Source organism: Alteribacillus sp. JSM 102045 (assembly GCF_041949975.1).
GTDB lineage: Bacteria > Bacillota > Bacilli > Bacillales > Marinococcaceae > Alteribacillus.
In genome coordinates this window covers 145,311-167,433 of sequence record NZ_JBHFQG010000004.1, presented here as the reverse complement: position 1 = coordinate 167,433, position 22,123 = coordinate 145,311, and the positions used below count along the sequence as shown (strand labels likewise).

At 38.8% G+C, this 22,123-nt stretch carries 25 protein-coding genes and 1 tRNA gene; 18 read left to right on the top strand and 8 right to left on the bottom strand.

The genetic code is table 11. The annotated features are described in order from the left end of the window. Nucleotides 1–858: 858 nt before the first annotated feature. The 3 genes from ACE1TI_RS04650 to ACE1TI_RS04640 all read left to right on the top strand — a co-directional run bounded on the left by ACE1TI_RS04650 (nucleotide 859) and on the right by ACE1TI_RS04640 (nucleotide 2,637). The gene (locus tag ACE1TI_RS04650) at nucleotides 859–981 is read left to right on the top strand and encodes a YuiA family protein (protein WP_375006415.1); all 123 of its coding nucleotides are present in this window, start codon (nucleotides 859–861) and stop codon (nucleotides 979–981) included. A 232-nt stretch (nucleotides 982–1,213) separates the two neighbouring features. Then, nucleotides 1,214–1,543 carry a YuiB family protein gene (locus tag ACE1TI_RS04645; protein WP_375006414.1) on the top strand — a complete coding sequence of 110 codons (330 nt, stop codon included), beginning with the start codon at nucleotides 1,214–1,216 and terminating at the stop codon, nucleotides 1,541–1,543. Between the two features lie 377 nt (nucleotides 1,544–1,920). Next, on the top strand, nucleotides 1,921–2,637 hold the full coding sequence (locus ACE1TI_RS04640; RefSeq protein WP_375006413.1) for a 3D domain-containing protein: 717 nt from the start codon (nucleotides 1,921–1,923) through the stop codon (nucleotides 2,635–2,637). Here the strand turns inward: ACE1TI_RS04640 and ACE1TI_RS04635 are convergent. Both ACE1TI_RS04635 and ACE1TI_RS04630 read right to left on the bottom strand, forming a co-directional pair. Next, the gene (locus ACE1TI_RS04635) at nucleotides 2,595–3,407 is read right to left on the bottom strand and encodes a cobalamin-binding protein (RefSeq protein ID WP_375006412.1); all 813 of its coding nucleotides are present in this window, start codon (nucleotides 3,405–3,407) and stop codon (nucleotides 2,595–2,597) included. The genes ACE1TI_RS04640 and ACE1TI_RS04635 overlap by 43 nt on opposite strands. A 15-nt stretch (nucleotides 3,408–3,422) precedes the next feature. Further along, a complete protein-coding gene (locus ACE1TI_RS04630; RefSeq protein WP_375006411.1) occupies nucleotides 3,423–3,902 on the bottom strand; it encodes a divergent PAP2 family protein in 480 nt (159 codons plus the stop codon). Between the two features lie 546 nt (nucleotides 3,903–4,448). On the opposite strand from ACE1TI_RS04630, the gene ACE1TI_RS04625 reads away from it, so the two are divergent. Genes ACE1TI_RS04625 through ACE1TI_RS04615 form a run of 3 tightly spaced genes read left to right on the top strand, consistent with a single transcriptional unit; the run spans nucleotide 4,449 to nucleotide 7,413 of the window. Then, nucleotides 4,449–4,997: a TRAP transporter small permease gene (locus ACE1TI_RS04625; RefSeq protein WP_375006410.1), complete on the top strand. Its 549-nt coding sequence runs from the start codon at nucleotides 4,449–4,451 to the stop codon at nucleotides 4,995–4,997. 27 nt (nucleotides 4,998–5,024) lie between these two features. Next, the gene (locus ACE1TI_RS04620) at nucleotides 5,025–6,290 is read left to right on the top strand and encodes a TRAP transporter large permease (RefSeq protein WP_375006409.1); all 1,266 of its coding nucleotides are present in this window, start codon (nucleotides 5,025–5,027) and stop codon (nucleotides 6,288–6,290) included. 46 nt (nucleotides 6,291–6,336) lie between these two features. Next, entirely contained in the window at nucleotides 6,337–7,413 is a 1,077-nt protein-coding gene (locus tag ACE1TI_RS04615) for a TRAP transporter substrate-binding protein (protein WP_375006408.1), read from the top strand. A 38-nt stretch (nucleotides 7,414–7,451) separates the two neighbouring features. Here ACE1TI_RS04615 and ACE1TI_RS04610 read toward each other — a convergent pair whose 3' ends face one another. Together ACE1TI_RS04610 and ACE1TI_RS04605 are read right to left on the bottom strand one after the other, a co-directional pair. Further along, on the bottom strand, nucleotides 7,452–8,051 hold the full coding sequence (locus ACE1TI_RS04610) for a biotin transporter BioY (protein WP_375006407.1): 600 nt from the start codon (nucleotides 8,049–8,051) through the stop codon (nucleotides 7,452–7,454). A 90-nt stretch (nucleotides 8,052–8,141) separates the two neighbouring features. After that, nucleotides 8,142–9,356 carry an MFS transporter gene (locus ACE1TI_RS04605; protein ID WP_375006406.1) on the bottom strand — a complete coding sequence of 405 codons (1,215 nt, stop codon included), beginning with the start codon at nucleotides 9,354–9,356 and terminating at the stop codon, nucleotides 8,142–8,144. 217 nt (nucleotides 9,357–9,573) lie between these two features. Here ACE1TI_RS04605 and ACE1TI_RS04600 point away from each other — a divergent pair, with 217 nt between their 5' ends. Together ACE1TI_RS04600 and ACE1TI_RS04595 are read left to right on the top strand one after the other, a co-directional pair. Then, the gene (locus ACE1TI_RS04600; RefSeq protein ID WP_375006405.1) at nucleotides 9,574–10,302 is read left to right on the top strand and encodes a glycerophosphodiester phosphodiesterase; all 729 of its coding nucleotides are present in this window, start codon (nucleotides 9,574–9,576) and stop codon (nucleotides 10,300–10,302) included. Nucleotides 10,303–10,378: 76 nt separating this feature from the next. Further along, a complete protein-coding gene (locus tag ACE1TI_RS04595; RefSeq protein WP_375006404.1) occupies nucleotides 10,379–10,849 on the top strand; it encodes an S-ribosylhomocysteine lyase in 471 nt (156 codons plus the stop codon). 30 nt (nucleotides 10,850–10,879) lie between these two features. Here the strand turns inward: ACE1TI_RS04595 and ACE1TI_RS04590 are convergent, their stop codons facing one another. Beyond that, entirely contained in the window at nucleotides 10,880–11,500 is a 621-nt protein-coding gene (locus ACE1TI_RS04590) for a cysteine hydrolase family protein (RefSeq protein ID WP_375006403.1), read from the bottom strand. Between the two features lie 232 nt (nucleotides 11,501–11,732). Here ACE1TI_RS04590 and ACE1TI_RS04585 point away from each other — a divergent pair, with 232 nt between their 5' ends. Continuing rightward, nucleotides 11,733–12,179 (top strand): Lrp/AsnC family transcriptional regulator, encoded by a 447-nt coding sequence (locus tag ACE1TI_RS04585; RefSeq protein ID WP_483860639.1) that lies wholly within the window; start codon nucleotides 11,733–11,735, stop codon nucleotides 12,177–12,179. Further along, nucleotides 12,176–13,357, top strand: a complete 1,182-nt coding sequence (locus ACE1TI_RS04580; RefSeq protein ID WP_375006402.1) for an aminotransferase — start codon at nucleotides 12,176–12,178, stop codon at nucleotides 13,355–13,357. Before ACE1TI_RS04585 ends, ACE1TI_RS04580 begins: the two co-directional genes overlap by 4 nt. Nucleotides 13,358–13,504: 147 nt before the next feature. Here the strand turns inward: ACE1TI_RS04580 and ACE1TI_RS04575 are convergent, their stop codons facing one another. After that, nucleotides 13,505–14,851: a sodium-dependent transporter gene (locus ACE1TI_RS04575; protein WP_375006401.1), complete on the bottom strand. Its 1,347-nt coding sequence runs from the start codon at nucleotides 14,849–14,851 to the stop codon at nucleotides 13,505–13,507. A gap of 171 nt (nucleotides 14,852–15,022) precedes the next feature. On the opposite strand from ACE1TI_RS04575, the gene yugI reads away from it, so the two are divergent. Next, entirely contained in the window at nucleotides 15,023–15,436 is a 414-nt protein-coding gene (yugI, locus tag ACE1TI_RS04570; protein WP_375006400.1) for a S1 domain-containing post-transcriptional regulator GSP13, read from the top strand. A 97-nt stretch (nucleotides 15,437–15,533) separates the two neighbouring features. Here the strand turns inward: yugI and ACE1TI_RS04565 are convergent, their stop codons facing one another. Next, nucleotides 15,534–15,761 (bottom strand): DUF378 domain-containing protein, encoded by a 228-nt coding sequence (locus ACE1TI_RS04565; protein WP_375006399.1) that lies wholly within the window; start codon nucleotides 15,759–15,761, stop codon nucleotides 15,534–15,536. Nucleotides 15,762–15,955: 194 nt separating this feature from the next. Between ACE1TI_RS04565 and ACE1TI_RS04560 the strand changes: the two genes are divergently transcribed. From ACE1TI_RS04560 to ACE1TI_RS04545, 4 genes are all read left to right on the top strand, one after another. Further along, on the top strand, nucleotides 15,956–17,314 hold the full coding sequence (locus ACE1TI_RS04560) for a glucose-6-phosphate isomerase (RefSeq protein ID WP_375006398.1): 1,359 nt from the start codon (nucleotides 15,956–15,958) through the stop codon (nucleotides 17,312–17,314). A gap of 146 nt (nucleotides 17,315–17,460) precedes the next feature. Next, a complete protein-coding gene (locus ACE1TI_RS04555) occupies nucleotides 17,461–17,859 on the top strand; it encodes a YugN-like family protein (protein WP_375006460.1) in 399 nt (132 codons plus the stop codon). Between the two features lie 77 nt (nucleotides 17,860–17,936). Continuing rightward, nucleotides 17,937–18,095 carry a hypothetical protein gene (locus tag ACE1TI_RS04550; protein ID WP_375006397.1) on the top strand — a complete coding sequence of 53 codons (159 nt, stop codon included), beginning with the start codon at nucleotides 17,937–17,939 and terminating at the stop codon, nucleotides 18,093–18,095. A gap of 57 nt (nucleotides 18,096–18,152) precedes the next feature. Beyond that, nucleotides 18,153–18,228, top strand: a tRNA-Ala gene (locus tag ACE1TI_RS04545). A gap of 652 nt (nucleotides 18,229–18,880) precedes the next feature. Here ACE1TI_RS04545 and sda read toward each other — a convergent pair. Next, entirely contained in the window at nucleotides 18,881–19,042 is a 162-nt protein-coding gene (gene sda, locus ACE1TI_RS04540; RefSeq protein WP_375006396.1) for a sporulation histidine kinase inhibitor Sda, read from the bottom strand. A 926-nt stretch (nucleotides 19,043–19,968) separates the two neighbouring features. On the opposite strand from sda, the gene ACE1TI_RS04535 reads away from it, so the two are divergent. From ACE1TI_RS04535 to ACE1TI_RS04525, 3 genes are all read left to right on the top strand, one after another. Continuing rightward, nucleotides 19,969–21,132, top strand: a complete 1,164-nt coding sequence (locus ACE1TI_RS04535; protein WP_375006395.1) for a MalY/PatB family protein — start codon at nucleotides 19,969–19,971, stop codon at nucleotides 21,130–21,132. A 176-nt stretch (nucleotides 21,133–21,308) separates the two neighbouring features. Beyond that, nucleotides 21,309–21,473, top strand: coding sequence for a hypothetical protein (locus ACE1TI_RS04530; protein ID WP_375006394.1), 165 nt, complete (start codon nucleotides 21,309–21,311; stop codon nucleotides 21,471–21,473). A 171-nt stretch (nucleotides 21,474–21,644) separates the two neighbouring features. Further along, complete coding sequence (locus ACE1TI_RS04525) at nucleotides 21,645–22,112, top strand: YwpF family protein (RefSeq protein WP_375006393.1); 468 nt, start codon at nucleotides 21,645–21,647, stop codon at nucleotides 22,110–22,112. The last annotated feature ends 11 nt before the right edge of the window (nucleotides 22,113–22,123 follow it).

Here is a 22,123-nt window from a genome sequence, read left to right as displayed (position 1 = left end):
GAAATTATGTTTTTACAAGTTGTGGATAACTATCTCCATATTGTTTGATGCTCGTCTAGCTTCAGCGCCCTGTTCAGCCTCTCGGGGTTAAATAACCTCCAGTCATGAAAGGCAAAGAGCGCCTTTCATGACTGAAGAACATTTACCTGTCGAGGCTGAACAGGGCACTTGCGCTTTTGTTCGTTTACTTTTCTGCAGGCGGTGCCATTGCGCACTTATCAGAAAGTTGGCAGCGCCCACATCATTTTATTTTTCATAATGTTCAGGTGAAATGAAGGTAACGAAGCCTTCAAACTCTTTCTTGGTTACCGTTCGGCTTTTCTTTCTCCTGTTTAAGGATCCAAGCCGGTTGCTTAAAGCCCGTTTCTCTTTTGTTCCTCTGATACCGGGTACCAAGAGTTTTCCTAGGTTACCGTCCCACTTCGCTCGCTCCTGCTTCGAAGCAGACCCCTTTCTTAGTGCCCGTTTCATCACTGTTCCTCTGATACTGGGAGCCAAGAGCCCTCCTTGATTACCACTTCATATATCTGTCTCTTGTCTAGGGGTTCAACATCCTTGTTTTAGGAAGGACTTCCAGGTCTTTTTAATCACAAACTGAAAAAAAAGAAGTTCGAGTGATAATTAAAACCTAGGGTGACCCCTTGTTTGCCCTGCCTACCTATATGCCTGCCCCTATCGCTGAATTTCAAGAATAGCCCATGTCTACGTGAAAAAAAGAATATGAGCGGAAACAAATGAGTAGTGGTATGATGTTTGCGCTTTCATGAAGGCTAAAGGTGTGTTAGAAAACTTTCCAAACCATTAAATTTTTGATATATTATCTGAAAATTCAAATATAAAGAGGGAGGTAAAGAGAAAATGAAAAAAAGAGAAAGTAATAAATCATGCCCCTATTGTACAGGGAAAGGATATTTTCAATTAATGGTTGGCGGGACTGAAACGTGTGAATATTGCAGCGGCAGGGGAAAAGTTCGAAATTAAGTTTCAAAAGTAAGGTCCTGGCTGTTATTTTTTAAATGAATAGGGATGCTGACGAAGAGAAGTCATTCAAGGCAAACCATAGTAGAGCGTTCCGCTGAGAACTGCTCTTTTTTTGGTGTATAAAAACGTTTCACACTTTGGTCATATATATCGTGTATAATAGAAAAAGTGTATGAGTTGACGTTGTTTTCATCCTTTTATACACTTACAATGATTTGGGGGGTGAACGGGAATGAGCGGCATTGGAAGCCTTCCTCAATTAATTATATCGATGATGCTGTTTTTGCTGTTATTTTTTGGAATTGGATTTCTTTTGAATATGATTTTACGATCTACTTGGATAATGGCTGTCGTTTATCCGCTTGTGGTTATCGCAATCATAGATAATGTTGGCTTCATTGATTATATTCTATCACCGGCATCGTCCTTCAGTGCTTTAGGCAATGATCTTATCTCGTTAAAACTTGTAGATATACTTATATTGTCGAGCGGTATGGTTGGAGCAATTATTGCAGGTATTGCAATAAGGATGCTTCGAGTACGAGGGTATCAAATGTTTTAGGAGTTGTTCTATAGAGAAGCAGCTCCTTTTTTATGCAAAAACGGTCGCTTCCGCTTTTTTTATAGACAAAAAAGTACATAATTTTGCGCTTTGATGTCGAGATTCAGCGCCCAGCCTCTCGGAAGCCCTTTCTGAAAGGATCTTTTGATAAAATCGCGAACAACGACGCAAAAAAGATGTGCTAATGTCGCTAATGCCACAGGGCAAAAGTCAGCACGTCCTGTGCAATCCAGTTCGGCGTTGTTACAGGACGTGTTCGAATTAAGTAGAAGTTCATTAACCTTAACCGAACGTCAATTATAGAACGCTTGTACTTTTCTTACAGGAATAAATTCTCTTTTTTTGGAGATGCTGTTTCTGTGAGAGGAGTGATTGAAATGGAAAAAAAAATAACGATTTACAGACGTTTATCTATGACTTTATTTTTTGTCATCGCCGTCACTACTACTTTATCTTTTGTTACCAATGTAAAAGCTCAAGAGCTGCCTGGTTATTTTTATGAATATTTTAAAACGGAATATACTAATGATAAAAGAATTTCGGATGTTCCAGAGAAGCAGGGGACAAACCATTTTAAGCGCGGTATAAATGAGGAAGGCCAGGAGCCCGCTTTTAATGAAGAAGCAGAAATTTTATTTGAAGCGGAAGGACCAACAGAAATGGTGACCGCAACAGGGTACACAGCAGGATATGAATCAACAGGGAAAACAGAAGAAGACCCTGCCTATGGCATTACGTATTCTGGTGTCAAAGTAAGACGTGATCAAGTATCTACGATTGCAGCGGATCCGAAGTACTTTCCAATTGGAACGGTTTTATATATTCCAGAGTACGGGTATGGCATTGTGGCGGATACAGGCTCTTCTATAAAGGGAAAAAAACTGGATCTATATTATGATACGGTAGAAGAAGTCTATGATGAATGGGGAAAACGAAATGTTAAAGTTTATGTGTTGAAGAAAGGAGATGGCACCCTGAGAGAAAAAGATTTAATGGCATTAAATAAAGAAGGTGCTTTACCAGTAGTTCAGCAAAGCCCTTCCTTTGGAAGTTACAATTCTGCTAAAAGAGGATCGGTGTTATCCGGTTTTTGAAATACATCGGGATGTAAAAGATAAGCAAGCTTTTGTAAACCTGCCAATAGTCTTGGAGAAGGCCGGCAGTATAAAGGCTCTTCTAAAACATGCACTTTACCGTCTTTTAGGGCTTTCATGGAAGTCCAGCCTTCTCTTTTTTGTAAGATTTCCGGTCTAACCTTTTCAGTTTGTACTCCAACCCAGGCCAGGCAAATATGATCAGGTTCTAAGTTTTTTATTTCTTCCCAGCTTACTTGACAGCTGGCCTCATCTCTGTCTTCTAATATATTCCTTCCTCCGGCCAATCTGCTTATGGTACTCAGCCAATTTCCGCCTCCTGGACTGAAAACAGGTTTTGGCCACCACTCCCAGTATAGACGAACTGGATGACATCCGGCTGCTTTTCTTTCATAGTCATCGAGAATTTGATCCATGCGGTTTACTACAGTCTGAGCTTTTTTATAAGTTTCCGCTGCTTCACCGATAATGAGAAGGTCACGGCGGACATCGTCTAGTGAATTTGGTTCGGACACAATATAAGGCAGGTTTTTTTCTTTCAGCTTTTCTACGTTTTTTTCCATCCCTGGAACACTTAAAGACGCAAGCACAAGATCAGGTGTTAATTCTTCTACTTTATCCATGTCAATAGAAAGGTCAGGACCAAGGCGGGGAAGGTTATTGACAGATGGTGGCCAGTCAGAGTAGTTATCAACCCCAACGATTTGGTCCGTTAACCCTAAATAAGCTGCAATTTCTGTATTACTTGGGCAAAGTGAAACAATCCGCATATTTATCTCCTCTCATCATCCAAACAGAACATAATGACCAATAACGGCGATAAGCACTCCAAAAAGACCGCCGAAAAATACTTCAATCGGCTGATGGCCAAGCAGTTCTTTTAATTCTTCTCTTTTTTCTGTTTCTTCCTTCTGCTGCCAAGATTTGGCTTCTGTAACAAATTTATTAAAATCTACAACTAGCTGATTTAAAACGGTAGCATGATAACCGGCATGACGTCTGACCCCGGTAGCATCAAACATAACGATGACCCCAAAAACCATACATATTGCAAAAAGAGCTGAATCAAAACCGTGTTCTATTCCAATAGCAGTAGATACTGACGTAACTGCAGCAGAATGGGAACTAGGCATTCCGCCGGTACTCGTAACAAGAGTCAGGTCCCATTTTTTTGAAGCAATATATGCAAGTGGTATTTTAATACCTTGAGCAAATAATATAGAAATAAGAGCAATCCATAAAGGGAAATTATTAAGCAGCTCCATTGATAGAACGTCCTTTCAGTTTAACAGCATTTAGAAAAGGCAGTGATTATTAATCTGGCTGCATTGGAAAAATTACCAATAATTAGCAGTCTAAAAGAACTGGCTCTTTTATATTTTTCAAACAACTGTTATACTATTAATTATCTAAAGTTTTCGGATAGTTTTGAATATTGGCATGTAACCCATTCTATCCTTCTTTTTCAATAACCTAATTATATCACACAAAAACAAGGTACCGTTTACCATTTTCTCTAATAACTGTGAAAGGCATTTTGTATTTCTGTATTACTTTCTATGCAAAACAGTTATTTTTGAATATAGGTAAAAGGAATCAGGCGGAAGTAGCATACATAAAGGAGGGTTGTTTCAGATATAGGGATCTTTTTTATACTAAGCATATTTTACAATGAAATTTAAAGTCTAATGAATGCATACGTCATTTGATTCTGGACCTTTAATTCAAGTAAGATGAAAGTTGTTCTATTTATTCGAAAAATAAGTAAACTTACAAAAACCACGAAATGTTCGGAGTGGATGCTGATTATCATGAAAATTATTAAGTGGTTGGATAATATGCTTAGAAGGCTCGAAGAGGTTATATTAAGCCTTTCTATTATTACGATAACAGTAATGGTAGCTGGAAACGCTATAAGCAGGAACTTTTTTGGGAGAAGCTGGTCATTCACAGAAGAAATTAGCGAGCTAGCTTTGTACATGGCAACTTTTATGGGGATAAGCTATGTAGCCCGGAAAGGCCGTCATATCAGTATGTCAGCATTGTTTGACAACGTACCTTTCAAATTTAGAAAAACGCTGGCATTATTGATTCCTTTAGTGACAGCTATTATTTTGTTTGTCCTGGCTTTCTACTCATATGATTATGTTCAGTCTGTAAATAATTCTGGCCGAGTGACCTCTGCTTTACGTTTTCCATATTACTGGATGCTGATATGGGTGCCGATCGGTTTTGTTTTAGGAGGTCTTCAATTTCTCCGAAATTTCTGGGTGAACGTTAGAAATAAAGATGTTTGCCTGGCTGCGGAACGTAAAGATTACGATGATGATGATGATATAGAGCGTTCCGGTTCGGTCTAAAATATTTAGAATAGCGAGGAATTGCAGATGGTTATAACACTATTAGCCATTATGGTTGTATTTTTAGTATTAGGTTTTCCAATGGTCATTCCATTAATTTTAGCTCCTTTGGTAGTTGTTATTATCTTTTTTCCAAACTTAGAACCTTACTTAATGATTCAGCAAATGTTAAATGGAATTTCAGAACCTGCACTTCTTGCTGTGCCGTTGTTCATTTTTGCGGCAGATATCATGTCAATGGGGTTGACTTCTAAGCGGCTGCTTGATTTTGTAGGTTCATTTGTGGGGCATCTCCGCGGTGGTTATGCTATTACAACAGCAGCTGCATGTACATTGTTTGGGTCCATTTCGGGTTCTACGCAGGCAACCGTTGTAGCGATCGGGAAACCTATGCGGGAGCGCCTGCTTAAGATTGGCTACAAGGATTCTACAGCGATAGCGTTTATTATTAACTCAAGTGACGTAGCTTTATTAGTTCCGCCAAGTATCGGAATGATTATTTACGGTCTTATATCTGGAACTTCGGTTGGGGATTTATTTATTGCAGGTATAGGTCCTGGAGTGCTAATATTCTTATTTTTTGCTATTTATGCTTACATACATGCTAAACTATTTAACATTCCATTAGCTGACAAAGCAACTTGGCAGGAACGTTTTGCATTTACTTGGCGAGCGGTATTCCCGCTTATGTTCCCGGTTATCATTATCGGAGGTATCTACTCTGGGTTCTTTACTCCAACGGAAGCTGCAGGGATATCGGTTTTATATGCTCTGCTATTAGAAATTGTTATTTTCAGGTCATTCAGCCCGTTAAAAATCCCTAAAGTTGCACTTTCAACTGGGTTGGTTACATCTGCTGTATTTATTCTTGTAGCTGGGGGGCAGGCATTTGCCTGGGCTATACAGTATGCAAGAATACCTCAACTAATCACTGAAACGTTCTTAGGCGGTGATCCTGGGGCAATATATGTTTTAATTATTGTTTCTATTTTCTTTTTTATCGGCTGTATGTTTGTCGATCCAATAGTAGTTATTTTGATTTTAACTCCAATTTTTGCTCCTGCAGCTCAACAGGCTGGGGTGGATCCTGTTCACCTTGGGGTAGTCATAACATTCCAAGCGGCTCTAGGTTCAGCTACACCACCATTTGGGGTGGACATATTTACAGCGAGTGCGGTATTTAACCGTTCATATCTAGATACGATCAGGGGAACACCACCGTTTATTATCATGATGGTTGTTGTTTGTATATTACTAATTGTATTTCCAGAGATTTCTCTTTTCCTGTTATAAACAGGGGTTGAGATAAATTAAAGAAATTTTAAGGGGGTAATGTAACATGAAGAAGAGAAAGTTTGGCTGGCTAATTAGTTCAGCACTTGTATCTTCCCTTGTATTAGCTGCTTGCGGTGGAGGATCTGATGATGGAGGGAATGAAGATTCTGCTGGGGGAGAAGGAGAAACATACGAATGGCGTTTCGTAACAGAAGAAAATGATGGACAAGTTCAGTATGAATATGCAGAAGAATTTGCCAGTCGTCTGGAAGAAAAATCAGACGGACAGATTACGATGGATGTTTATGAGTTTGGTGGACTTGGAAGTGAAGTGGACCAAGTAGAACAGCTTCAAAGCGGAGCTGTAGAATTTGCTATCGTTTCACCTGGGTTTACTGGAACAATGGTAGAAGAAGGGCAAATTTTTGCGCTGCAGTTTTTGCTTCCAGATGATCAAGAAGTCACACATGAACTATTAAATACTAGTGAAGCCTTAAACGAAGATTTAGCTGCATTGTATGAAGAAAATGACATTAAACCTCTATCCTTTTGGACAGAAGGGGCTATGCAATGGACAGGAAATAGAGAACTGACTGCACCTGAGGACTTTGAAGGATTTAAAATGAGAACGCAGGATTCTCCTTTAATTCAAGAATCTTATAAAGCGTATGGAGCTGATCCTTCTGTTATGAGTGCAGGAGACCTTTATGGGGCGCTTCAACAGGGAACAGTAGATGGACAGGAAAATCCAATTTTCTTTATCGCAGACTCTTCTTATCATGAAGTTCAGGATTATATGACCATTTCTAACCACAACACTTATGTAGCAATGACAACCGTAAATCCGACTTTCTATAATGATCTTCCAGATGATATTAAAGAAATGATTGATGAAACAGTAGAAGAAATGAGAGATGTAGGATTTGAGCTTCAAGACGAGTTAAATGATGAACTGTTGTCTGAAATTGAAGATAACGAAGAAAACCCAACAGAAGTTACAGAATTAACAGAAGAACAGCGTGAGGCGTTCCGTGAATTAGCTATTCCACAGCGTGATTTCTATAGAGATAACGCTGGTGATCAAGCAGAAGAGATACTAGACAAAATAGAATCTGAAATTGAAGAGCTTCAAGGTGAATAAACTTTAAAAAGGAACCCCGTGTTTGCGGGGTTCCTTTTTTACGCTGTGCGTTGAGACGGACGTAATGAGGTATTGATTTTTTTTCGGAATAAACGGTAAAGCTTAGGTATTGTGGCTGCTGTTAATGCCGTAATGATGATATCTTTAATGAGAGGGAGCACCATCCAGGTCCACACCATCGAGTAGGAAAATCCATCAGGAGCTTCAGCAATCCAAAGATAAGCACAATACATATAATTGGTGCCAATTAAATAAATAACAAAAAGTCCAGTAAAGGAAGCCGTGAAAAATACTAATTTAGAAGGATCCTTTTTACGTTCTATCATTTTCCCTGTTAAGAAAGCTGTAAGTATAAAAGATAAAATAAAGCCGAAAGTAGGGCTTACCAGGGCCCTGAATCCACCGGAAAATTCAGCGAAAACCGGCATGCCGACTATGCCTGTCAGCATATAAATCGTCATTGATAAAGCCCCTAGTCTGCTTCCGAGAAGCGCCCCTGCTGTAATTGCAATAATAGGCTGCAGTGTGATTGGGACCCCTCCAATAACTAAGTAAGCTGTAATATTAGCACCTATGCCCATGAGAGCGGCAAACAGTGCTGCCAAAACCATTTCAATTGGTTTTAACTTCACAACCATCGCCTGCCTTTTATGTAACTGCTTTTTTATTATAGTATAGGAATAAAAGGCTTATCGTCAACTTAATTTTTATTTAGGTTAACGAAATGCTTAATCCAATGTGGCAGGCTGTTTTACTTTTTCTTCTTTTGATGGATGGCAAGGACATAATCGTTCTCTTTGCAGTATTACCCATAAAATAAACGCACTTATGATAAAGAGAACACCTGAAACAATAAAAACAGATGATATATTAAATAAGCTGGCTGTAATCCCTCCCATTACTGGACCAATGACGTTTCCAAGAAATCGAAAACTGATGTGATAGCCAAGTATTTCACCCTGCATCGACACAGGACAAACCTGACGAATGTATGCTGTCATACAAGGAATTAATCCGCCTATTTGCATACCAAATAAAAAGCGGAGAATTATTAACTGCCATATACTGGTGACAAATGCTTGAGGTATAAAAAAACAGGCAGAAAGGATTAAAAGCAGCAATACAATTTTTTCATGCCCAATTCGATCCCCGTACTGGCCCCATTTTCTTGTAGCGATCAAATTGCCAAGTCCAGTTGCAGAAAAAGCCATACCTGCTAGAAAAGCGATATTCTCTGACTGATTTAATTGGTTAACATAAAGAGCAAGAAGCGGTTGAATGCTGAAATTTGCTGTTTGGATAATCATAGAAATACCAATTATCAAGATTAAAACAGGACGTTTAAATATAAACAGCAATGTCTCTTTGCTCGAGTATTGTTGATGTGACTCATTTTTATCAGTATAAATAACTTCCTTGATTCCTAACCATACCAATGTAGTGGCAGCAGCAATCACTCCTGAAGTAATAATAAACGTCAAAAAGTAACCGGCAGTGTCAGCAAGAAGCCCCCCAAGCATAGGACCAAATAATCCCCCTGATACTGTACCAGTCTGCAGGGTCCCTAGTTTGTCCCCAGCATCTTTCTTAGCACTTTGAGCAGAAATAAGAGCGGTAGCAGTAGGAATAAATCCTGTGACAATACCCATGAGCAGGCGGATGAAAAATAAACTTTCTACAGATTTAGCAAAACCCATACAAAGTATGCATATTGCGATACCGTACCCTGTGAGGAGTAATATTGATTTTCGTCCATATTTATCACCAAATCTACCCCATATAGGAGCAGCAAAAAAAGCAACTAAAAAAGTAATCCCAAAAATATAGCCGGCCCAACGCTGCACATAAACATCTGAAAAGTTTCCAAACGTTTCTATATATAAAGATATGAAAGGAAGTACCATGGTTGCACTTGCTGCCACAAAAAAGTTAGCAATCCACATAATCAGCAAATTTCTGTTTTCAATAAAAATAAGTCATCATCCTTAAATATTTCGATACTCTAAATATTATAAAATAAATACGAAGCGCTGAAAAGAGATCGACATTAGGGTCTTATGCTTTTCTTATTTGGAATAAGTAAAACGGGAACGTATAATAAATACGACAACATAAATAGGTAGTGAACAACTTAAGTGTAAACGGAGGAATGAAGGATCTATGAAATCATCAACAAAAACGCGTTTACAAATTATCTCCCATCGAGGATCAACTACTCAAAGTATTAAAGAAAATACGATAGAGGCGTTTCAACGAGCAATAGATCTGCAAGCTGATATGATTGAAACAGATATAAGAAAAACGAAAGATGGAAAGTTAGTCTGTGCTCATAACCCTGATTGGAACGGAAAAATAATAAAGGATATGACGTATGAACATTGGAAAAAGAACACAATGGACAAGGAAGGATGGCGTCCTCCTCTTCTAGAAGAAGTCTTTGAACTGTGTAAAGGAGTAATTCCGCTGAATCTTGAATTAAAGGAGCATGGATTAGAAGATGAAGTTATTGCCGCTCTTCCTTCTTCTTATCCTACGCAGCATTTATTGTTTTCTTCTTTTGAAGACGAAGTTGTTAAAAGAATAAAAAATATTAATGAAACCTTTCAAACTGCTTTGATTGTCGGAAAATCCTTATTTAGCTCTTCTTCTAAAAAATTTTCATACTGGAAAGATTATTATCCTGAAACCCGGCTAGACCAGGCTAAAGTGGATGCTATTTGCCCTCATCATCGTTTAGCGAATAAAAACTTTATAGATCGGATGCATCAAAAGAGATACGAAGTGAACGTTTGGACGGTAAACAGCAATGAAAAAATGAAAAAAATGAAGACAGCTGGAGTGGATGCTATCTTCACAGATAATGTTAAATTAGCATTGAAGCAGCGGTGACATTATCGTCTTCATTGCCAAAGAAAGCCTCTGCGTTGTATGATCATAATAAGAGGAATAAAAAAGGAGTGTTAAAATGGCTCGTGTAGAAAGCTTTGAGTTAGACCATACTATTGTAAAAGCACCTTATGTCCGGCATGCAGGCGTCCAGCGAGTTGGATCAGATGGTGTGGTGAACAAATTTGATATCCGTTTTTGCCAGCCAAATAAACAAAACCTTCAGCCGCCGGTCATTCATACGCTTGAGCATTTATTAGCATTAAACATCCGCCGTTTTGCCGAAGAATACAATCATTTTGAGGTTATAGACCTGTCACCTATGGGCTGCCAGACCGGATTTTATTTAATCATGAACGGTGAGCCTAAAATTGAAGAATTAATTGATGTCCTGGAAAAAACAATGAATTATTCATTGGACTTAGAAGAAGTGCCTGCTGCAAATGAAGAGCAGTGCGGGCAAGCGAAGCTTCATAACCTTGAAGGTGCAAAAAAATGGATGAAGTATTGGTTAGAACAAGATAAAGATGCTTTAAAAGAAGTCTTTTAAAATGCGCATAGAAAACAGGGGCTGAAATTGTCAGCTCCTTTCTTGTGTATAATATTCTCGTGCTTTTTTTAAGATTTTTGGGAAGTCATAAGTAGAAGAAGAAGAAACATTTGCTTTTAATACCTTGCTCATTAATTCCAGCGCTTGTTCATTATCTTCTTTTTCGTTGGAAGCTGTGCAATCCGAAGGAATAAAGAGTTTATAATGTCTCATATAAGCATCGTTTGCAGTGAATTGAATGCACATATTTCCTGCTACCCCGGTAATTATTAGCGTTTTTGCTTCTAAATATTCAAGCAGCAGGTCAAGCGGTGTAGCAAAGAAAGCCGAAAACTGAGGCTTTAATACAAAATAATCGTCATTGGCTGGTTCAATCAGCTCTGTAATAGGTTTTCCTTTTACGGTATCTTGCTTGCAATGGTCTACAAGCTCTTTGAAATCACTTTGCCAACGGCCGTAGTTGTCATTAACATAAATAACTGGAATGTCATGCTGTTTTGCTCTTTTTTTCAAACTTGCTATATTTTCAGCTGCCTGGAGAGCTTGCGGAAAAAGTCTTTCACTATCTTTAAATTCCATATCATTTATCATATCAATAATGAGTAACGCTGCACTCGCTTTTTCTTCAATATGAGGAAGATCTTCTGCCAAATTATTTCCCCTCCTAATGTTTTTATGTCATTTTACTTTTCCCTTTATTTAATTTCTTAAATCTGAAAATACAACTCCTCGAGTATAGTGGAATATGATAAGATAGACGTTAAATATATAAGAATTACTTTTATGCTTTAATGAAAATTAGCGCACGGTTTTTCAATGGAAAGGAGTCATCAAGGTGGAAGATAAGCTGGAAATTTTACGATTATTAGAAGAAAATGGACGCATGGATGTTCCTGCCATTGCCAAAATGGTAGACAAATCAGAAGAAGACGTTCAGGCGATTATCCATAAATTAGAAAAAGAAAAAGTAATATTAAGCTACGCTGCAGTCGTTGATTGGAGTAAGGTGAATGATCGAGAAGGGGTCACAGCTATGATTGATGTAAAAGTGACTCCGCAGCGAGGCGTTGGCTTTGATGAAGTAGCAGAACGAATTTACCGCTTTCCGGAAGTGAAAGCTCTTTATTTAGTATCGGGTGCTTATGATTTGTCTGTCGTTGTTGACGGCAATACGATGTCAGAAATTGCAAGCTTTGTATCGGAAAAACTTTCAGCATTAGATTCAGTTATTTCAACAACCACTCATTTCAGATTGAAAACTTACAAACATGATGGGGTTGTGTTTGGTGATGAGGACGACGATGATAAAAGGATTGTGGTGTCACCATGACAATTTCTTCAATGAAACAAACAGGAAGGCTTTCTCATGCCGTTCAAAACATTCGCCCTTCAGGGATTCGCCGATTTTTTGATATGGCTTCTACCATGGAGAATGTTATCTCCCTAGGTGTAGGAGAACCTGATTTTGTAACGCCATGGAATGTAAGAGAAGCCAGCATTGCGTCTATGGAAAGAGGGTTCACTGCTTATACAGCAAACCCCGGGATAATAGAACTAAGAGAAGAAATTGCTGCTTATTTGGAACAGCAGTTTTCCACCCCCTACGATCCAGAATCTGAAATCATTGTAACGGTTGGAGCAAGTGAGGCTATAGATATTGCTATGCGGGCAACGGTAAACCCAGGTGAAGAAGTCATTATTATAGAACCTGGTTTTGTAGCATATGCGCCGATTGTTTCTTTGGCTGGCGGTGTCCCGGTCTCTATCGGAACCAAAAAAGAAAATGAGTTTAAAATAACAAAAGAGGAACTAGAAGCAGCTATTAGACCAAATACAAAAGCAGTTATGTTGTGTTTTCCGAATAATCCGACGGGAGCAGTGATGACAAGAGAAGAACTCCTACCAATTGCGGAGGTTATTGAAAAGCATAATCTGCTCGTTCTATCAGATGAAATTTATGCAGAGCTCAGCTATGATAATCAGCATTACAGTTTTGCGAGACTGCCTGCTATGCAAGAACGTACTATTCTTATATCAGGCTTTTCAAAAGCCTTTGCGATGACCGGCTGGCGTCTTGGTTTTGTATGCGCCCCGACAGATATTTCTGCAGCAATGCTTAAGATTCATCAATATACGATGATGTGTGCTTCATCTCTTGCTCAATATGGGGCTTTGGAAGCTCTGCGGAACGGCAGAGAAGAGGTGGAGCGAATGGTAACCAGCTATAGGCAGCGCCGTAATTTTATCGTAAAATCTTTTACGGAAATTGGCCTGTCATGTCACCTTCCGGGTGGTGCCTTTTATGCCTTTCCGTCTATTGAACAAACTGGACTGAGTTCTGAAGCGTTCGCAGAAGCGCTGCTAAAAGAAGAGCAAGTAGCAGTAGTTCCTGGAGATGTTTTTGGTGAAGGAGGAGAAGGCCATATACGCTGCTCTTATGCTACCTCCATGGATTCGTTACAAACAGCGATAGAACGGATAGGACGTTTCTTGAAAAAACACGGTTAACATTATGTATCACCTGCGCCTAATAAGGTGCAGGTTTTTAATCTTCTAATAAAAAAAGACAAAGCGATAGCTGCTTTGTCTCTAAAGAGGGGGAATACATTATTATTTTCCCTCTTTTTTACTTTTTAATCCCTGAATTTGAAATTTTTACCATACACCTAAGACATCTAAAAACGCAAATAATATAGCTACAGGTGTGATAAAACGAATTATGACCATCCAGCTTCGGAAAAATTCTTCTCCCAGGCCGGAGCCGCGAAGCAGCTCCTCCTTCAGGTCTTGATGACTCATTTTTAATGGAACAAAAAGGGCAATAAGAAGGGCACCCAATGGTAATAGTATATTACTAACTAGAAAATCAATATTGTCGAAAAATGTATTTCCAAAAACAAACCACTCGGCAAGCACGCCATAAGATAGGTTAGACGGAATGCCAAGTACGAAAATGCCAAGGCCGCCAATCCATGCCGCTGCTTTTCTGCGACCAGGATGATTTTTTGCTACAGAAGATACAACGATCTCAAGTAAAGAAAAAGCAGAAGTCAGTGTTGCAAATAATAGTAACAGTAAAAATAATGATAAGAAAACTCCGCCAAATGCCATTTCACTAAATACAGCAGGTAAAACGGTAAAGATTAAACTAGGACCTTCATTAGGTTCTAACCCAAAAGCAAAAACCCCTGGGAAGATAGCTAAACCAGATAAGAAGGCAATTAAAATACTTAATCCGACAATGGAAGAAGCTGATCGGACAAGGTTTTCTTTTTTGTCAAGATAAGAGCTGTACGTTACCATTACCGAAACCCCAAGGCTAAGAGAAAAGAAAGCTTGACCAAGCGCAAATAGAATGGTGTCCCCGCCGACTTTGCTGAAATCCGGCTGCAAGAAAAATCTGACACCTTCCATTGCCCCTTCAAGAGTTAGGGATCGTAATACTAAAACAATAAAAATGATAAAAAGGGCAGGCATCATAATACCGCTGGCCCGTTCAATCCCTTTTTGAATGCCGCCTTGCACAACAAGAATAGTCATAATTATAAAAGCAAGGTGGGCAATGCCGACTTCCCAATGATTCGAAATAATACTCTCAAAAAGCATTCCGTAGTCCCCAGTAGAAGGGTTGGTTAAGCCGCCGGATAAACTGCGGACAAAATAAGTAAGAATCCATCCGCCTACTACAGCATAGAAGGATAAAATTAAACAAGAAGAGATAATGCCAAGAATTCCAACCCAGTACCATGGCGTGCCAGGTGCCAGTTCTTTATATGCCTGAATTGGTGGTTTTTGTGTTTTTCTTCCAATTACGAATTCCGAGAGTAATAAGGAAGTTCCTAATATTAAGGTAAAAGCCAAAAATATAAGAAAAAAAGCGCCGCCCCCGCTTGTTCCTGCTACATATGGAAGTTTCCAAACAGCACCAAGGCCGATTGCCGAGCCTGCCGCTGCCAATATAAAACCTATTTTAGACTTCCATTGGTCTCCTGTGTTACTCATAGGTTTCTCCTCTCTAAAAGATAATTAGACATTTAAACAGAATATCGGATAAGTCCCTACATTGTCAAGTTTTTGAGGAGGGATTCTCTTCTTTTTGTATGTACTAAAATTGCTGTTTTTCGTATTTCATGTTATAATTTGTGGGCTAATAAATAGTTAGGAGATGTTTGCATGTCGGTTAAGCAGTATGAAGTTGGAAGTATTGTAGAAGGTAAAGTTACAGGTATTAAACCCTTTGGAGCGTTTGTAGCAATTGACGATAACAAACAAGGACTTGTTCATATATCAGAGGTAGCCCATGGGTATGTAAAAGATATTCATGAAGCATTATCTGTTGGTGATCAAGTAAAGGTTAAGATTAAATCCATTGATGAGGATTCCGGGAAAATTTCTTTATCTATTCGTGATACTCAACCTGTCCCCGAAGGAAAAGAAACACGCAGTCAGCGGAGCGCTCCTAAAGGCGGCAGCCGAAACAACAACCAAAAAAACCAAGGATTTAATACGCTTGAGGATAAACTCAAAGATTGGCTTAAACAGTCAAACGAAATACAAGCTGACTTAAATAAAAGAATGAGAAAATAAAATTATTGGATGAGAAGGGTATTTGAAAATATTCCCTTCTTTTGATAGCAAGCGACCAAAAGCAGCTTTCGAAATGCTGTTTGATCGCTTGCTTTTTTTAACGCTGCGGTTCGGGGCTTTTTTCTAATTCCTCATCAGGTTTAAATAGGAGAGAGATACAATAGAGTCCAGCAATTCCCACGATCGCGTAAATAACACGAGATAAAGCGGCCGCCTGGCTTCCAAAAATAGAGGCAATTAAATCAAAACCGAAAAAGCCAATTAACCCCCAGTTTATAGCACCAATAATAGCCAGTACAAGAGCAGTACGCTGCAATCCGCTCATACCTTTCACCCCCCTTCACCTTTCCTCATAAGCAATTATTCTCGCTCGTAAGCTTAGGATGAAATAAATTATGTTAGATTATGCACAAATTTAAAATTTATCTCATGTAGACGTTTACAAATAGAAAAGTGCTTGATTTGATGAACAGGCTTCTTTACATTGAAAATATACGTTTATTATTGGAGGAGATTTTTATGGCAAAAGGAATCACCTTAGATTACAGTAATGTATTATCTTTTGTGAACGAAGAAGAAATGGAATACTTAAATGGTGCTGTGAAGAACGCTCATCATGCCTTACACGAAAAAACTGGTGCCGGCAACGATTTTCTTGGATGGGTAGACCTTCCGGAAAACTATGATAAAGATGAGTTTTCACGAATACAAAAAGCAGCCGAAAAAATTCAAAAAGACAGTGACGTATTATTAGTGATCGGAATTGGCGGTTCCTACCTTGGGGCAAAAGCAGCTATTGAAAGTTTAAGCCATTCTTTCCGAAATCAACTCAATGATGAAAAGCGCAGCGGTCCTGAGATTTATTTTGCCGGCCATCAAATCAGCCAGTCCTACATTCAGGATATAATGGATATGTTAGAAGGAAAAGATATTTCGATTAATGTTATTTCCAAATCCGGCACAACAACAGAACCAGCTATTGCGTTTCGTATTTTCCGAAATTATTTAGAAAAGAAATACGGAAAAGAAGAAGCAGCAAAACGCATTTATGCTACAACTGACAAAGAAAAAGGCGCTTTAAAAACATTGGCGGATGAACAAGGCTATGAAACATTTGTTGTTCCTGATGATGTAGGCGGCCGTTATTCTGTATTAACTGCCGTTGGACTGCTGCCCATTGCTTCTGCCGGGCTTGATATATTGAATATGATGACAGGTGCAAATGACGCGCGTAAAGACCTCAGTGAAGAGGATCTGAAAAAGAACCATGCTTATCAATATGCGGTGCTTCGTCACATTTTTTATCAAAAAGGAAAAGCCATTGAATTATTAGTGAATTATGAACCGCAGCTTCATTATGTTTCGGAATGGTGGAAGCAGCTATTTGGAGAAAGTGAAGGAAAAGATGGAAAAGGACTCTTCCCGGCGTCTGTAGATTTTTCGACAGACCTTCATTCCATGGGGCAGTATGTTCAAGAAGGACGCCGCCATCTGTTTGAAACGGTTCTTCAAATCGAAGAATCCGACAAAAAAGTTACTATTGAAGAAACCGAAGATGATCTTGACGGCCTAAATTATCTTGCTGGCGAGTCCATGGATTTTGTGAATAAGAAAGCATTTGAAGGGACACTTCTTGCTCATACAGATGGAGATGTGCCTAACCTTGTTTTACAGATTCCTAAACTAGATGAGTATTATTTTGGCTATCTCGTGTATTTCTTCGAAAAGGCTTGTGCTATCAGCGGATATTTACTCGGAGTAAATCCGTTTGACCAGCCTGGTGTAGAAGCATACAAGAAAAATATGTTCGCGCTTCTTGGAAAACCTGGTTTTGAAGAAAGGAAAGAAGCATTACAAAATAGGCTAAATCAATCTTAATTGTAAAAACCTCAGCACGGAAGCTGAGGTTTTTTTATGAAGAAAGGCATGCGGAGCAGCTTACTTTTTTCGAAGGAAGAAGCATGAAAAAAATAAGGGGTGGAAACCTATTAACAATTCATTTTATGATAAAGGAGCTGGGTATGGTGATTGAGATACCTTCTAAGATAGAAAATCATAAATTTGTACTGTATGATCTTGAAAAAAAATTAAAACCGCTCGGATATGAAATTGGCGGGAATTGGGATTACGATCATGGCAGTTTTGATTACAAGATTTCTGATGAGGGAGGATATCAATTTTTTCGGGTGCCGTTCACGGCTGTCGAAGGAGAGCTAGAGCAAAAAGGGGTAAAGGTACAGCTGAGAAGCCCATTTGTATTGACTCATAAGTACCAGGGAGATATAGATAATAACACGGAGCCTTATAATGCTGTTTTCAACCAGTTTGCCGAGCCAGTCGATCAGGACGCGGAAGTACCTAGATCTTCTGTAGAAATGGCTGAACGGCTCAACAAAGAGTTAGAAGAAGTATTATTATCTTAAATTTTCATTGCTGTTTCCCGTATGATTTGCTAATGTTATAGCATACTTTATTTGTGGCGGAGCAGGGGGACAGGTGGATGGGAGAGGCTGTTATTTTTGGTGCTGCAGTTTTGGCAGGCTGGATGCTGCTGGATTATTCCAAAGAAAAACAGTGGCGGAAGGTCAAAGTACTGGAATCTTTTTTGGCAGGAACTGCGGGTGCGCTCGGCTGGTTTCTCTTAGAAATAATCTTTTAATATATATTGACAGGAATTTTAAACGCGCTTATAATAAAAAATATCGTTTGATGGCGAGGGGCATTAGCTCAGCTGGGAGAGCGCAACACTGGCAGTGTTGAGGTCAGCGGTTCGAGCCCGCTATGCTCCACCATATAACACTGAGACGCATCTACGTCGAAAGCGAATATGGTAGTGCCCAGAGGGTGCACCATATAATAATGAGCGCTGGCTGTGTTCCCAGTAAGCTTGACAACTCTTTAACATGTACCCATAGGGTGCGCCTACATAGTATCAATGACGCCGGTTTGAGGAGAACCTCGGCCCGGCGTTATTTTTTTTATGCGCTGGTGAAGGTCGCATTGAAAATGGAAGGTTTCGGAATGGAAGGTCGAGGACATTTGTTCCTTAATTTTAAACAAACAGGTTACTATCCAAGGTGTATGTGGAAATTCTTTCCATTATTAAGAGAAATCCCATTAAAATGACCCTCTTTTAGACAGAGAACGGAACAGATAACATGGCACTCAGCGCCCTTTCTAATATTATGTGTGGGTCTGGTTAAGGTGAAGTAAGTTAAAATGTGGGAACATGACTAAGGGAATGAAAGAGTTTAAGGAAAAGGGAGAAAATCGAAGAAAAAGGTCGGTTATATAAGTAACTTCATAATAAAATAGAGGATAAGATTATAAGCGGCCACTACAAATCAACGGAAAAAACGGAATATACACATTAAGAAAAATCGAAGGCTTTCACCATATTATACGGAGAAACCCTTCGATTTTTCTTAACTGGTCCAATTTGTTTTATCTGCCAACTTCCATGTAATAATTCTGGGCAGAAGATGGTGATGTCAATCCCCGGCGTTTTATTTCAGAGTAAAGCAGTTCAATGAACTCTTCCTCTAAATGTAATTCTACTGCTTTTTCATAAGCTTCCATCAACACCCCGTCACTAATGTAATGCATAGGTGCTCTCCTTTACTCAACATTTGTCATATAAAAAACGTTAATCACATCAAATAAACCCTTTAAAGTATATAAGCAGGGTATGTAAAAAAGGAATTTATTGGTTTCTATGTGTTATTGTATACGAAATAATTTTGTTTCGCAATACGGTCAGGGAATATTCTTATAGGCATACTTGGGGTGAAATGCAATAAAAACTTATTAACAAATATGTAAAAAGCATGGATAAAAATGATCGAACCGTATACAATTTAATTGTGAAATTTTTCACAATATTTTTCAGGGGGAGTTTTTGTGGTTATGAATATGCTTAGAAATAGTTTATACACTGCGGAAATTTTAGCAGTACTGCGTAATTATCTTGGTTGGAGATGGCTAACTTCTGGCTGGGGGAAGTAGTAACAGGGGACTTTGAAGCAGGTGGGTTCATGCAAGGAGCCATTGCTGAACCAGTGACAAATCAAGCTGGAGAAGCAGCGTTTCCATAGTATAATGTTTTTTTGGAAAAAATAGCTTTGCCGATTGAGAATATCTTTAGTTTTGCAGTAGCATATGGAGAAGTGTAAGTAGGCTTAGGTTTGATTTTAGGAGTATTAACCGTTTATGCATCTTTCATTGGCCTAACGATGAACTTTGCTTTTTTATTTTTTGGCACTGTTTCCACAAATCCACTTATGCTTCTTAAAAAAACAGCAGTAACTAATCGTGCTGGCTTAATGAAAAAAAACGGCTTCTCTTCCTTGAAGCCGTTTTTTAAAGGAAAGAAACGGTGCTGGCTGTCTGCACCGTGCTCGGATAGAAGAAAAAGAAAATGCGGAATAGGGTGAATTCATAAGGAAAAGCTTGAAAAATCTATTAAAAAGAGGCAAACTTATACGAAAAGCCTTAATATATCTAGTTAGCTAAATGCTTGGGAGGATGCAGTTATGGATTTCGAAAAAGTTATTGATAGAAATAAAACAAATTCGATGAAATGGGACTTTGTTTCAGAACGGTACGGTTCAAGCGACTTATGGCCTATGTGGGTTGCAGATATGGACTTTCAAGCTCCGCAGCCTGTATTAGATGCTATGCAAAAAGTACTTGACCACGGGATTTTTGGCTATCATAGAAGGCCTGCATCGTTAAGGGAAGCCACGACATCTTGGATTCAAAAACGATTTGACTGGACGTTAAGCAATGATCAGCTTGTTTTCACCCCAGGTGTGGTACCAGCAATCAGCCATTTAATTCAAACATTTACGGAAAAAGGCGATGGAATTATCATTCAGCCCCCTGTCTATTATCCGTTTTATGCTCTTATCGATAACAATGAACGTAAGCTTCTGCGCAATCCATTAAAAGAAACAGAAAATGGATTTACTGTTGATTTAGAAGACTTGGAAAAGCAAATGCAAGCCGGTGCAAAAATGTTATTGCTTTGCAGTCCTCATAACCCTATTGGAAGAGTGTGGAAGCAAGAAGAGCTGGAAGCAGTAGCAGATCTTTGTGAAAAGTATGACGTGTTTGTTGTGTCTGATGAAATTCATGCCGACTTAGTACTTGAAGGCAAACATATACCATTTTCTAAAGCTGCAGCAGAGAAGAATATTGAGGTTATTACTTGTATGGCACCAAGTAAAACATTTAATTTAGCAGCACTTCAGCTGTCTTATGTTGTTTTTGAAAAGAAAGCTTCTCAGAAAAAATATGAAGCCCACCTGAAGCGTCAATTTGTTGAGATAGATAATCCTTTTGCTACGGTTGCGGCTGAAGCTGCTTATCGAGAAGGAGAAGAGTGGCTTGAGAATTTACTCGACTATGTACGAGGCAATGTAAAATTTGTTAAGCAGTATATTGAGACTAATATGCCTGAAATGAAAGTGATTGAACCAGAAGGAACATATTTGGTATGGGTAGATATGAGCGGCTTAAATATGGAAGCTTCAAAGCTGCAGTCATGGCTTAGAGAAGAAGGAAAGCTTGCTTTGAGCGACGGCCATATTTTCGGCGAGGAAGGAGCCGGATTTGCCCGAATTAACGTTGCATGTCCGCGAAATAACGTAGAGGAAGGTCTCAGTCGTTTACAAAAAGCTTACAATAACAGATAGTTACGTATTTCATAATAAAAGAGGAATTTTAACAGGGATATCGAATAGAGTAAATAGTATAGTACAAGGTGTTTAAAAACAATGCAGCCGATTGTAGATGACAGGCCGTGACAAGGAAAACTGGTTAATTCGTAAAATTAAACATTCTGTACGTACAAAAAGGAGCCCTGTTTATCATGCAAAAATGTTATACGGAAGAGCTTCGTGAGGAATGTGAGAGTAAACTTGGCCGCACTTTAACAGAAGAAGAAACGTTATTTATTGAATGGATGGCTGATCGTCAATGCAGGGAAAATGGCAGATTAGTAGGGAAAGGCCCTGTTTTAGAAGCAGAGAGATAGGCAGACAACAACGTGTAAGGCACATTGTGACAAGTATCTACTGAAAATAAGAAGGTTTTCACACATTATTGACGGATATTTACAATGTCAAAAGGCTGTCACAAAAGAGGTATCTTTGGGGCAGCCTTTCCTGTTTTAAAAGAAGAATTGTTCGCAAAAGAGAGGAAAACAATGAAAACATTCCGATTAATATCTCTGCAAATTATTTTAATGGAAAAGAATAAAGTGATTCACCGGTCAGTTCCGCTTCAGGACGGGCTTATTATTAACCGCGAAGAAAGCAACAGCTCCTGGCTTATAGAAGCCGTGATTCCAGCAGAAGAAAAAGACTTTCTAAAAGAAATAAAAAATCAAAAGTTAGTTTTTGAAGTAATTATTACGGAACGAAGCAATGAACCAGCTTTAATGACAGGAAACATACGTCAGCTCACTGATTTAAGTGAAAATTACAGTTTAATGATTGATGCTAAAATGGCAGCCGGTAAAGATGATGTTTCAAATCTCATTTTAGAAGGAATAGTTCAAGATGGTTATTCAGGGGAAGAGCTGCTGAACGAATTTATGTACCGAAAGAATGACCAAATGGAGTGGTCAAAAAAACTAGCGGAAAAAATATATAAAGAAATCAAAGATTCTTAGAAATGTTAAAC